Genomic DNA, 12,582 nt, shown 5'->3' with positions numbered 1-12,582 from the left:
CTATGACCTGCTCTCCCCTGATGAGCCGTTCACGATCTCGCGTGGCGTCGTGTCCTCATCGACGTCGGAGTCGGAGTCCTGGCCGTGCGCGGCGACGACGATAGCGGTGATGTTGTCACGCCCTCCGGCCGCGACGGCTCGCTGCACGAGCTCCGCGGCGGCGGCCTCGGCGTCGCCGCGCTCGGACAGCACCGCCTCGATCTGCTCACGGGTCAGCTCGTTGGACAGACCGTCGGAGCAGATCACGAAGACCTCGCCCGGGTAGGGCGGGAACACCCACGTGTCGACGACGCCCATCGGGTCCCGGCCCAGCGAGCGGGTGACCACGTTGCGGCCCGGGTGCCGCTGCGCCTGCTCAGGAGACAGCACCCCGCGCTCCACGAGCTCCCACACCTCGGAGTGGTCGGCCGTCACCTGGGTCAGCTCGCCGTCGAGACACCGGTAGACGCGTGAGTCGCCGATGTTGAAGACGGCCCAGTGCCGCTGTCCGCCGACCGAGACCGTGGCCAGCCCCGCCACCGTCGTGCCCATCCCGGTCTGCTCGGGGTGCTTCGCGGCGGACTCGAGGATCCGTCGGTTCGCCTCGCCGACCTGCGCCACGATGTCGTGCACCTGCAGGACCGGGCGCGACGAGAGCTCCGCGACGGTGTCGGCCGCGATCCGGCTCGCCACCTCCCCAGCAGCGTGGCCACCCATCCCGTCCGCGACGACGAAGACCGAACCCTCGACCCGCGCGGCGTCCTCGTTGTGCGCCCGAACGGCGCCCACGTCGGTCGCGACGCCGACGCTGAGCACGGGGATCGTGGTGCTCATGCGGATGCCCCTGCGTCGCCGGGCGAACCTGCGGCCGTGTCAGCTCCTTCGGCGCTCCACGGTGTCACCCGAACCGTGGTCAGCACCTGCCGGATGAGCTCGTAGTCGGCCTCCGCGCCCGGGCCGCCGACCGCACCGGTCAGCTGCACGAGGTATGCCGCACCGGGCAGCTGCGCGTCCGTCGGGGCGACAGCGCCCCCGGCGCTCGCACCGCTACCGCCTCCGGCGCGACCCGCTGGGTGGCGCACGATGTGGAAGAGGTTCGCCTGCAGGACCGTCTCGACGTCGGGGTCCGGCCAGGTGGCGTCGCACCCGACGAACTCCGCGCCCGCGAGGTCAGCGGCATACGGCTCGGACACCGTGCCACCGCGCGACTGCGCCATGCTCGCGATCTGGTCGAGGGACTCCTCGACGCGGAAGCCGGCGCCGCACTGCTCGATGCTGACCACGACGTTCGGTGCGAACGCCCCTTCTCGCGGCAGCTTTGCCGCGATCGCCGTGCCCGGCGCGTGCGCGGGCTCCCAGCCTTCAGGCACGTCCAGCGCGACGGAAGGCAGCCCCGGGAAGTCTGCGCTCGGGTAGGCGACGGTGGTCATCGGTGGTCCTTTCGGTCGTTCCCGTCGAAGGCGGGGACGGTGCGCCAGTCAACCATTACGGATGAACGGTGTCAGATGTGGTCTAGCCGGGCGCCGATCACCAGCCGAACAGCTTGCCGACGGTGTGGGTGGTGGCCTTGAAGCCACCCTCGAGCGCGTGGCCCGCCCCTTCGACGCCCTGGCCGAGGCCGTGGCCGACGTCGTTGACGAACTCCTTGGGCTGGACGTCGACGCTGAACTTCACTCCGCCGCCGACACCGAGCGCCGCGCCCACGTCCACCTTGACCTTGACGCTCTCGGCGCTGAGGTTGGCGTCGATGTTGGCGTGGCCGCCGATGCCGGCGTAGACCTCGCCACCCGCGGTGCCGCCGATGCCGGCGACGTTGGCCCCGAGGTCGGCACCAGCCTTGACCCCGGCGAAGGCCGACGCTCCGGCGTGGCTCTTGACGCCGTCGAGGCCGATGCCCAGGGACGCGTCCGCCTTGGCCTCCGCACCGGCCATCGCGTTGACTCCGGCCTGGCCGCCGAAGACGCCGTTGTCATAGGCCACCCCCGCCTCGCCCTTGGCCCCCGCGAAAGCCTCGGCACTGCCCTTGGCCGTCAGCCCGTCCTTGCCGAGACTCACGCCGGCATCGGCCTTGGCCTCGGCCCCCACGAACCCGCTCGCGTTGTACCTGCCGTGGTCGCCGAGGTTGCCATCGACGGATCCGCGCAGCAGGTACGCCCCCGCGCCGGCCCCGACGCCCGCGTACAGCGCGCCGTCCTTGATGCCGTACTCGGTGTGATGCTTGGTCTCGGTGCCGAGCGTGCCACCCATCTGGGAGTAGGCGGCGTGCTCCTTGTCGGTGGGGTTGCCGTTCGCGTCGTAGTACGTCGTCGTGTACGAGCTGTCGACGTGCTCGTTCTTCTCGGTCCAGTTGACCCCCTCCAGGCCGGCACCGAGCAGCTTGGAGCCGATCCCCGGCTTCTTGGGGGGTGAGCCGTTGTCGGTCCCGGCAGGCTGGTTCGGGTCGGCCGACTCCGTCCCGGGCGCCGGCGGGTCACCGAACAGGTGCTCGCCCTCGGCCTTGATGTTGAAGCCCTCGCCGATGACCTTGCCGTCGCGGTTGCGCACCTGCCAGGTCTCCCGGTCGACGGTGCGATGGTCTCGAGCGGCTTCCCGCTCCTGGTCGGAACGGTCCTTGTCGAGGTCGACCAGGCGGTGGGTGTACTTGTCCTTGGTGAGTCCGGCGGCAGCGCTGTGCTCGTGCTCGCCGTGCTCGGTGTCCTTCCACCCGTGGGTGTACCTCGTGAAGGGGTGGACGTCGTGCTTCTTCCCCTTCATCTTGGTGACGTCGTTGAGCCCCCCACCCTGGCCGGGCCCAGTGGACTCTCCCGGCCCACCGGGTCCGCCGGCGCCACCGCTCGCCGCCTGCTGGGCACGGACGTTGTCGTCGATCCGCCGCGCCATCGCGTCGAGGACCCCGTTGCACGCCTGGATCCCAGGCACACAGGTGGTCGTGAACTGGCGGGCGAGCGCATGCAGGTTGTCCCCGCCCCAGTTGCGCTGGATCGCGCCCATCGCCGAGCTCGAGGTCGACTCGATGCGGGTCAGCTCGGCCTGCAGCCCCCGGATGTTGCTCGCGATCCGGGCGAGCTGCTCCGGGTCGGCGCCCTTTCGGTAGGTCGTCATGTCTCCCCCGTCAGATCTCGTCGTCGACAAGCGGCACGGTGCCCTCGGCAGGTGTCACCTGCAAGGCGTCGATGACCTCGTGGATCGCGGTGTAGTCGGCGCGGTGGTGGGCTGCGCCGATCGTGCCCGTGACCGTGAGGCGCACGAGCCCACCGTCCACGTCGCGCCGCAGGAACCCGAAGAGAGTGCTCGTCAGCAGCGTTCCGGCGGTGGCGTCGACGTAGCTGAGGTCGCGCCCGAAGAACGTGACGCCGTCGATGGTGCGGACGTACGGCTCACCGAGCGCACCGTCACGGCGCTGCGCAGCCGTCCGTTCCAGACCCTCGAGGTCGGTTCGCACAGTGTGGTCGGCGAAGGTCTCGTCGACGGAGACGATGACGTTGGCCTTGAACTCGTCCGCGGGCAGGGGCCGCAGCGCAGCGAGCACGACACCGGCTGTCGCCGCGGCCGCGGGTGCCGGCTCCCAGTCCGCCGGGATGGTCAGCGCGAGCTGCGGCCGGCCCGGGAACTGCGGGCTGGGAAACAACAGTGTCGTCATGTGACCCCCTGAGTAGGACGCGCGCCCACGCGTGTGGCGAGCGTACGGCCGGGCGGCGACCGCGGCGATGGGGAGAACTCCCCGCCGTCCACCCCGAGCGGAAGTGCCGTGTGGTGCCAAGCGGACAGCCGGTTGTCCCCCTGGCACCACAGAGGTCAGCCGGCGCCGCGGTCGGCCCACCAGGCAAGGAGCTTCTCGCGCGCCGCGTCCTTGCCGATCGGGCCGTCGTCGAGACGCACCCCGAGGAGGAACGTGTACGCCTCACCGAGCACGGGCCCGGGCTTGATGCCGAGGACCTCGGCAATCTCGTTGCCGTTGAGCTCCGGGCGGACAGCCGCGAGCTCCTCCTCCTGGGCAAGTCGGTCGATCCGCCGCTCGAGGTCGTCATACGCACGGGATAGGCGCTGGGCCTTGCGGACGTTGCGGGTCGTCGAGTCGGACCTGGTGAGCCGGTGGAGCCGCTCCAGCAGCGGCCCGGCGTCGGTCACGTAGCGGCGCACCGCGGAGTCGGTCCACTGGCCGTCGCCGTAGCCGTGGAAGCGCAGGTGCAGCTCGACGAGGCGGGCGACCTGCTTGGTGGTGTCCTTGTCGAACCGCAGCGCCTTGAGCCGCTTGCTCGTGAGCTTGGCACCGACGAGCTCGTGGTGATGGAAGGAGACTCCGCCGCCCTCCTCGAAGCGGCGCGTGGCCGGCTTGCCGATGTCGTGCAGGAGGGCGGCGAGGCGAAGCACCAGGTCGGGGCCCGGCACCGACTCGGGCGGGCCGTCAGGAGGGCCCTCCAGGGCCATCGCCTGCTCGAGGACGATGAGCGTGTGCTCGTAGACGTCCTTGTGGCGGTGGTGCTCGTCGAGCTCGAGACGCAGCGCCGGCAGCTCGGGCAGGAAGACCGAGGCGAGGCCCGTGTCGACGAGCAGGGTGAGGCCGATCCGCGGCCGCGGCGACAGCACGAGCTTGGTCAGCTCGTCACGGATCCGCTCCGCCGAGACGATCGAGAGCGTCTCGGCCCGCGCCGTCATCGCGGCGCGCACCTCGGGTGCGACCTCGAAGCCGAGCTGGGCGGCGAACCGGGCCGCCCGCATCATCCGCAGCGGGTCGTCGGCGAACGACTCCTCGGGCGCTGCCGGGGTCATCAGCCGCCGGGTGACCAGGTCGGGGAGGCCACCGTGCACGTCGACGAACTCGAGGCTCGGCAGCCGGATCGCCATCGCGTTGACCGCGAAGTCGCGCCGCACGAGGTCGCCCTCGAGACTGTCGCCGAACATCACCTCCGGCTTGCGGGACGTCCGGTCGTAGGTGTCGGCGCGGTAGGTCGTGATCTCCAGCACGTGCGAGCCCATGCGCAGGCCGATCGTGCCGAACTCGCGGCCGATGTCCCAGTGGGTGTCCGCCCAGCCGTCGATGATCCCGACGATGGCGTCCGGCCGCGCGTCCGTCGTGAAGTCGAGGTCGGGCGAGACCCGCCCGAGGAACGCATCGCGCACCGGACCTCCGACCAGGGCGATCTCGTGTCCTGCCGCAGCGAACCGCTCGCCGAGCTCCGTGAGCAGCGGGAGCACGGGCGCCAGCCGTGCGACGGCCCCGCGCAGCAGGGGCAGGCCGGCGTCGCCGGGGTCGTGGGCGAGCATGTCGGGTCGGTCAGGCACGCGCCAAGCCTAGTGAGCGGCATACCCCGGGGCGTTCGGTCGTGCACAGGTGGCCTGACGGGGCGGCGTGATGTCAGACGACGCGAGGACATCGCCCGACGCCGGTTATGGTGGCGATGTGAGCGCCCAGCCTGCCCCGAGCCATGTGCCGGGGAGGCGCCTGCCCGCGGTCGAGGAGCGCTCGGCCGGAGGCATCGTCGTCGACGTCCGCGACGGCCGTGCGCTCATCGCCATCATCGCCCGTCGCAACCGGGCGGGGCGCATCGAGTGGTGCCTGCCCAAGGGGCATGTCGAGCCGGGTGAGACCCTCGTCGAGACGGCCGCACGTGAGGTGGCCGAGGAGACCGGCATCGTCGGACGGGTCCTCGTCGAGCTCGGCACGATCGACTACTGGTTCGCCACGTCGACCAAGCGGGTCCACAAGTTCGTGCACCACTACCTGCTCGAGGCCCTCGGCGGTGAGCTGTCCATCGAGAACGACCCCGACCACGAGGCCATCGACGTCGCATGGATGCGACTCGACGAGGTCCATCGGAGGCTGACCTTCCCCAACGAGCGCCGCATCGCCCAGGCGGCGTGGAACCGGCTGGCAGGGACCGCGTGACCGGGCAGGGGTCGCGACGTCCAGGCACGAGAGGGCGTCGCGGGGCCCGCCTCGTGCGCTTCGTGTCGGTTGCCGCGGGAGCGGTCGCCGCGCTCGGCGTCGCCATCACCGTGGGTATGCCGTCCGGTGCGTTCGCGACGAGCCGCGAGCTCTCCGCATCGGCTGGGTCCCCCGGGTCGCCCGGGTCCGCCGGAACGGCTCAGTCGGCCGCAGCCCTCGGGACGCCTTCGGCGGTGACCCCCGCCAAGGATGTGGCACGCATCGTCCTCGACACGATGTCGCCCACCGTCGTCAAGGCGGGCACCGACCTGACGATCACCGGGACCGTCACGGCGCCGCTGACCGGCCCGTTGTCCGGGCCGCAGCTGCGGGTGATCCGCGGTGACGTCACGGTAAACCAGAAGGACGCGCTCGACGCCTGGGCCTCGGGCCGCACCCCGACCTCGGGTCACACGGTGGCGACCCAGACCCTGACGACGGTGCCGGCCGGACAGAGCACGCCCTTCACCGTCACCATCCCCTGGCGCGACCTCTACACCGACCTCCCCTTCGCGGCTCTGCCGATCGCGGTCGAGGTGGTGCAGGAGGGCGCGACCCAGCCCGTCGGGATGACCCGCACCTTCGTCGCGTGGAACAACCGCAAGGAGTACATCCCGCTCCAGATCGCGACCGTGCTCCCGCTCACGCTCGACCCAGCCACCGACCTGTTCTCCAGCAGCGACACGACCCGGGTCCAGGCCTGGAACCGGGCCATCGGGCCCGACTCCCGGGTCCAGCGGATCGTCACGGGCACCGACGGGAGTCCCGTCACGCTCGCGGTCGACCCGTCGGTGTTCGGGCCCGTCGCGACGCCCACAGACTCCTCCGGCTCGACGGGCTCCACCCCTGGGGCTACGCCGGGGAGCACGGGCACCCCGGCCCCTGGCTCCACGTCGCCGGACAACCCGGGCTCGACCTCGACGTCACCGGCGACGCCCACAACGACACCCCCGGCGACACCCCCGGCGACACCCTCGACTGGCGAGACGACCCCGCCCTCGGCCGCAGCGGTCGAGATCCAGCGCCTCGGCGACGGCCTCGCGGCCCAGCTGCACGGCCGGAGCATCTGGGCGCTCCCCTACGCAGATGCCGACATCGCGGCCACCGTGCCGGCCGATCCGGCCAACACCCTGGTGCGCGACCTCGTGAGCCGCTCGAGCGCGGTCGGCCAGCGGATCGGACAGAAGGCCCGCGGCGACATCGTCTGGCCCGTCGACGGGCTCATGCCCGACCGGCGCGAGCAGGGAGTCAAACGGCTCCTTGCAGGCACGACCGTGAAGAAGCCCGCGGGCATCATCGTGAGCCAGCCGGCGGTGAGCAAGGCCTCGCCGTACACCCCCACCGCGCGCCGGGTGACGGCCTCCGGCACCCGCCTGCTCGCGTACGACCCCCGGTTGTCGTCACTGCTGCCCAAGCGATCAGACCCGACCCCGGTCCTGCCGATCCAGCGCTACCTCGCCGAGACGCTCGTCCTGCTGGGCGAGCGAGCCGGCACGGCGCGCTCGGTGCTCGTGACCGCACCGCGCACGTACGACCCCGACGCCGATGCCCTCGCTACCTTCCTGGCGGCGACCACCGACGTGCCGTGGCTCGATGTCGTCGACCCGGCTTCGCTGCTCACCGACGACGGCAACGACAAGGCGCTCGAGCAGCAGAAGCCGGCAGCTCCCGTGCCCTCGGCCGCTCCGCCCCCGGTGCTCAACGCCCAGCGCCTCGACCGCATGGCGACCCAGCGTGACACCCTGCTCAGCGTCGCGGACGTCCTCGAGAACGGCGCCGAGTTCGAGCGGACATACCGCGAGGTCCTCGACGAGCTGGCGAGTGTCCGCTGGCGCTACGAACCGGAGTCATGGGCCAAGCTCGCTGCCTCGGTCGACGCCGAGATCAAGGCGGCCACGAGCGCCATCCGCGTCGTGCCGCGACGGGTCAACTTCCTCGCCGAGAGCGGCACCTTCCCGATCACCGTGGCCAACGGCCTCGACTACGCCGTCGACGACATCCGGCTCCGGCTCGTGTCGACGGACCCTCGGATCCAGATCGTCGAGCAGCCTGGCCCGATCTCGATCGGGCCGTCGTCGCGCACCAACGTGCCGGTCGAGGTGGCCGCGGTCGCGGCCGGCAAGGCCGTCATCAAGGCCTACCTCACGACCGCCGACGGCACCCCGATCGGCTCGCCCGCGGACATCGCGGTCTCGGCCAACCCGATCGACGGCGCGATCTACTGGATCGGCGGCGCTCTCGTCGTCCTGGTGCTCGTCTTCGGCATCGCCAGGACCGTTCTCAAGGGCACGTCACGCATCGACGAGATCGGTGACATCGAGGCCGTGACGGCTGCGCACGAGGCCGCAGAGAATCGGGATGACGACTGACTCAGCCTAGGATGTGGACGACAAACCACATTCGACGCGGGCTCGCACGGACGAGGGAGGTTGACGCACGTGCAGGGAGTCGGACCCGGATCCGTCCTCGGCGGCCGCTATGTCGTGACGTTGCGCACCTCCGAGGGTGTCCATCACGAGCGTTGGCGCGCCAACGACCATACCCTCGAGCGCGAGGTGGCCGTCGTGTGCTTCCCGGCCTCGGCGTCGGTCGCCGCTGGGGCCCTCGACGCCGCCCGGCGAGCCGCGGGGATCGAGGACCCGCGCCTGGTCCGGGTGCTCGACGTCGGCACCGACCAGGGCGTCGGCTTCATCGTCGAGGAGCCGCTCACCGGCGCGATGCCGCTGTCGCACCTGCTCCAGTCCGGTGGCATCGCCGCTGACGAGGTGCGCCGGCTCACCGGCGAGGCGGCGACCGCACTCGACAAGGCCAGCCACCGCGGCCTGCACCATCTGGCGCTGACTCCGAGCAGTGTCCTGCGGCTGCCCGACGGCGAGGTGAAGGTGCGGGGCCTGGCAACCGAGGCGGCACTGACGGGCGCGGACCGTATCTCCGAGGAGCGCGCACTGCGCGCCGACGCCGTGGGCCTGGTGAAGATCGCGTATGCCGGCCTCACCGGTCGCTGGCCCCTGGTGTCCGTTGACACGGGGCTGATTCCGGCGGGCGGCCCGGTGGGCCTGGAGCCCGCTCCGACGATCGTGGGCGGCGTCGCGGCGCCGTCCGAGATCGCAGTCGGTGTGCCCAACGACCTCGACCTCATCTGTCGGATGACCTTGGGCAGCAGCCACCGCGGACCGGTGTCGCCCGGTGACCTCGCGCTCCAGATCGCGCCATGGTCGACTGCCCCGCCGTCCGGCCATGGCGGCACCGGCATCGGGTTCGCCCGGAGCAACGACGAGTTCGACCCGACGCGGGTCATGCCGGCAGCAACCGGCGGAGGCTACTCCGGGCCCGGTGCTCATCCCGGGTCGGGGAGCGGCCGCGGCACGGCGGCTTCGACCGGGGCCTCTGGAGCGGGTCGGTCCGCGGGTGCGGCCGGCGCCGCTGCGGCCGGCGCTGCGGCCGGTGCTGCGGCAGCGGGCCTGGGCGCCGCCAGCCGGGGTGGCGGCCTCGGTGCGGGCACCGGACCAGCCGCCGGAGTGAGCGGCGGGGCGCGCTCCGCCACGGGGTCAGGGATCGGCACTGGCACCGGTGCTCCCGCCGGAGCCGCAGGTCACGCCGGGGCGGCCGGAGGCGCCGCAGGGCCCTCTGCCGATGCGCCGGCGGGCGACCCCATGACGAACACGATGTTCTTCGAGCGGTTCGACATCGGATCGGGTCGGTCGGGCCACCCTGAGGAGGACTCCGACGAGTCCCGCACAGGCAGTATCGCGGCGGCCGGCGCCGCAGCGGCCGGGGTTGCCAGCGCCATCGGTGACCGCGTCGGTTCGTTTGCCCGTGCGGCTGCCGACAAGGCCGCAGCGCGGGCCGCGGAGCGCCGCTCCCACGACGACGACTTCGAGGGTGAGGACATCGGCCTGTCCGACGCCCTGGAGGAGTCGCCGACGACCCGGCTCGAGCCGCCGCTGCCGGGCCTCGGGCGCAACCCACCCGCCCCGAGCGGCCCGCAGTCGCGGATCGCGCTCGCGATCGTCGGCGTGCTCGTCGTCATCGCCCTGATCATCGGCGTCAACAACGTCGCGAAGATCGGCCAGCACGACGGCCCGCCCGCGGCCGGGCAGACGATCACGGTGACCCAGACCCGAAGCGGCACCACGGGAGCCCAAGGCACCTCGACGCAGCCTCCGCCGAGCAGCTCGGAGGCCCCGCCCGCCGGGCCGGTCACGATCGTGAGCGGCAAGGGCTACGACGAGCAGGACGGCACCGAGGCGGACCAGTCGGCCGGCAAGGCCTTCGACGGCGACACGAGCACCGGCTGGCGCTCGCGCTGGTACGGCTCGGCCGACTACAACGGCGGCAAGGACGGCCTGGGCCTCATCCTCACGCTCAGCGCACCGACCGCCGTCAAGGAGGTCGACCTCTTCTTGCCGGCAAAGCAGAACGTCACCGTCTACGCCACGAACAGCGGCACCCGCGCGGGGGCCGAGAAGGTGGGTTCGGCCAAGAACGCCGAGGGCGCGGTGACGATCACGGCCGACCACGACCTGCAGCCGGCCAGCCAGATCATCGTCTTCGTCACCAAGGCCGCGCCGGCCGAGGCCCCGAACCACTACCGCGCCCAGATCAACGAAGTGACGGTGCGCTGACCGTGCCCCCCGGGGCGACCTCCCCCATCGCCGAGCTGAGCGACCGGGATCTGCTTCGACTCCATGTCGAGGGCGACGACCAGGCGTTCGCGGAGCTGTTCCGCCGCCACAAGGACCGCATGTGGGCGGTTGCGCTGCGCACCGTCCGCGACCCGGAGCTCGCCGCGGACTGCGTCCAGGACGGCTTCATCGCCGCCTTCCGGAGGGCGGACTCCTACCGCGGGGACGCGGCGGTCACGACCTGGCTGCACCGCATCATCGTCAACGCGTGCCTGGACCGGCTGCGTCGTCGTCGTCCCACGACCGAGCTGCCCGAGTACGAGCTCGCCGACCGGCACGACGACCACTCCTCGACCGAGGTGCGCCTCGACATCGAGGAGGCCCTGGCCAAGCTGCCCGAGGGCCAGCGCGCGGCCCTCGTGCTGGTCGACATGCACGCCGTGCCGGTCGCAGAGGCGGCGGAGATCCTCGGCGTCGCCGAGGGGACCATCAAGTCTCGGTGCGCGCGAGGCCGCGCGGCGCTGGCCCAGCACCTCGGGCTGGTCCCCGCCCCGGCGCCACCGCAGTCGGTCGAGTGACCCCGCTGTCCGGCCCCTCGAACGGGGCGCGACTCGCGGGAACCACAGGCGGGGGTTCGTGCGTCGGAGCCTTGGGCGTCCGGCATACCGGGTCGGGCTGCCGGTCTCACGCATGCTGGGGACTGACAGCCTCCCGGCTCGACATTGCCCGGCGGCGTCCCTGCAGGCCCGAGCTGACTCCCTCACACCTGCGGCCTGCACCGCCCGCACGACCATGAACGAAGAGCCCGAAGGACCTCCTGTGGACCAGTCCCCCGAACTCGACCCGGCGGTCGAGGCACAGGTCCGTGCCCTCCTGGCCCAGCCGCCCGACCCGTCCCCGATGCCCCAGGACGTCTCCGAGCGCATCGCGGCGGCGATCGCCCACGAGGCCCGGCTCCGCGTCGACCCCGGCCCGTTGTCGACGCGCGGCGCCATGTCCGGTCCGACGCCCGCCACGCCCGGCACGCCCGGCATGTCCGGCATGTCCGGCGCTACGACTCCGGAGGCGTTCGGTGGCACGGTGACCGAGTTCCCGGTGCGCAACCGACGCCCCCGTCCGCTCCAGCTGGCCGCGGCCGTCGCCGCCGCGGCGGCTGTCGTCGCGATCGGTGCCTCCGCCCTGCACCTGACCCAGCGCCCGAACGGTGCCGCGGTCGTGGGTGACAGCATCACCTCGACGACCCGGCCCCGGACTCCAGCGACTCCAGGCGAGACACCGAGCGTCCTGGTCACCACGGGCGGCGAGGCCTCGGGCGCGCCGCACATCCAGCTCAGCACGACGGCATACGACTCGGGCAACCTTGCGAGCCAGGCGCGCGGACTGCTCGACCACCCCGGCGCCCCGCTGCAGGACCTTGCCGCCGAGGCGCCCCACCTCGGCCCGATCGCAACCCCGATCGGCCTCCAGTCGTGCCTGTCCGCTCTCGGGGTGAGCGATCCTGCAATGGTCTCCGCCGACCTGGCCACCTTCGAGGGGCGACCGGCGGCGATCGTCGTCGTCACCCGAGGCGGCACCACCACTGCCTGGGCCGTCGAGCGGTCGTGCGCTGAGGGCCAGCCCGGCATCCTGAAAGACGCCACGCCGGTCCCCTGAGTCCCACGAGTCGACGCCCGTCCCAGGGTCCACGCGCCGTCCGGCGCCTGACCAGCCCGGGAACAACGAACGCCTAGGATCGGTTGAGGCGTATGCAGTTCGCAGGCCGGGCCGACCAGCAGGTCGGTGGCCGATTCGGGCTGCACATCGAGCATCCCCGAGGAGCAGCCCACATGTCCGACGTCCGCAACGTGATCGTCATCGGTTCCGGCCCGGCCGGGTACACCGCGGGGGTGTATGCGGCGCGGGCGAACCTGGCGCCGCTGGTGTTCGAGGGCGCGGTGACCGCGGGTGGGGCGCTGATGAACACCACCGAGGTGGAGAACTTCCCGGGGTTCCCGGACGGCATCCAGGGCCCGGAGCTGATGGACAGCATGCGCGCGCAGGCGGTGCGGTTCG

11 protein-coding genes are annotated in these 12,582 nt (G+C 72.1%); 6 read left to right on the top strand and 5 right to left on the bottom strand.

All coding sequences use genetic code 11. The annotated features are described in order from the left end of the window. From ACYVLP_RS13825 to ACYVLP_RS13805, 5 genes are all read right to left on the bottom strand, one after another. Window positions 1-813 (bottom strand): PP2C family protein-serine/threonine phosphatase, encoded by an 813-nt coding sequence (locus ACYVLP_RS13825; protein ID WP_460627925.1) that lies wholly within the window; start codon window positions 811-813, stop codon window positions 1-3. Continuing rightward, window positions 810-1,409 carry a hypothetical protein gene (locus ACYVLP_RS13820; protein ID WP_460627924.1) on the bottom strand — a complete coding sequence of 200 codons (600 nt, stop codon included), beginning with the start codon at window positions 1,407-1,409 and terminating at the stop codon, window positions 810-812. The genes ACYVLP_RS13825 and ACYVLP_RS13820 overlap by 4 nt, the downstream gene beginning before the upstream one ends. A 97-nt stretch (window positions 1,410-1,506) precedes the next feature. Continuing rightward, window positions 1,507-3,081 (bottom strand): hypothetical protein, encoded by a 1,575-nt coding sequence (locus ACYVLP_RS13815; protein WP_460627923.1) that lies wholly within the window; start codon window positions 3,079-3,081, stop codon window positions 1,507-1,509. Between the two features lie 10 nt (window positions 3,082-3,091). Then, window positions 3,092-3,619 (bottom strand): hypothetical protein, encoded by a 528-nt coding sequence (locus ACYVLP_RS13810; protein ID WP_460627922.1) that lies wholly within the window; start codon window positions 3,617-3,619, stop codon window positions 3,092-3,094. Between the two features lie 155 nt (window positions 3,620-3,774). Then, the gene (locus ACYVLP_RS13805; RefSeq protein ID WP_460628147.1) at window positions 3,775-5,244 is read right to left on the bottom strand and encodes a CCA tRNA nucleotidyltransferase; all 1,470 of its coding nucleotides are present in this window, start codon (window positions 5,242-5,244) and stop codon (window positions 3,775-3,777) included. A 136-nt stretch (window positions 5,245-5,380) separates the two neighbouring features. On the opposite strand from ACYVLP_RS13805, the gene ACYVLP_RS13800 reads away from it, so the two are divergent. From ACYVLP_RS13800 to ACYVLP_RS13775, 6 genes are all read left to right on the top strand, one after another. Then, entirely contained in the window at window positions 5,381-5,866 is a 486-nt protein-coding gene (locus ACYVLP_RS13800; RefSeq protein ID WP_452270304.1) for an NUDIX hydrolase, read from the top strand. 62 nt (window positions 5,867-5,928) lie between these two features. Next, window positions 5,929-8,274, top strand: coding sequence for a DUF6049 family protein (locus ACYVLP_RS13795; RefSeq protein ID WP_460627921.1), 2,346 nt, complete (start codon window positions 5,929-5,931; stop codon window positions 8,272-8,274). A 69-nt stretch (window positions 8,275-8,343) separates the two neighbouring features. Further along, a complete protein-coding gene (locus tag ACYVLP_RS13790; protein ID WP_460627920.1) occupies window positions 8,344-10,530 on the top strand; it encodes a protein kinase family protein in 2,187 nt (728 codons plus the stop codon). 2 nt (window positions 10,531-10,532) lie between these two features. Further along, window positions 10,533-11,108 carry an RNA polymerase sigma factor SigM gene (gene sigM / locus ACYVLP_RS13785; protein ID WP_460627919.1) on the top strand — a complete coding sequence of 192 codons (576 nt, stop codon included), beginning with the start codon at window positions 10,533-10,535 and terminating at the stop codon, window positions 11,106-11,108. A 241-nt stretch (window positions 11,109-11,349) separates the two neighbouring features. Further along, a complete protein-coding gene (locus ACYVLP_RS13780) occupies window positions 11,350-12,183 on the top strand; it encodes a hypothetical protein (RefSeq protein ID WP_460627918.1) in 834 nt (277 codons plus the stop codon). Between the two features lie 173 nt (window positions 12,184-12,356). Then, a partial coding sequence (locus ACYVLP_RS13775) for an FAD-dependent oxidoreductase (RefSeq protein ID WP_460627917.1) occupies window positions 12,357-12,582 on the top strand: 226 nt, incomplete at its 3' end.

It is taken from the genome of Intrasporangium mesophilum (assembly GCF_054783095.1).
Note: the sequence above shows the minus strand (reverse complement) of the source record. Positions and strands in the feature narration are given on the sequence as shown.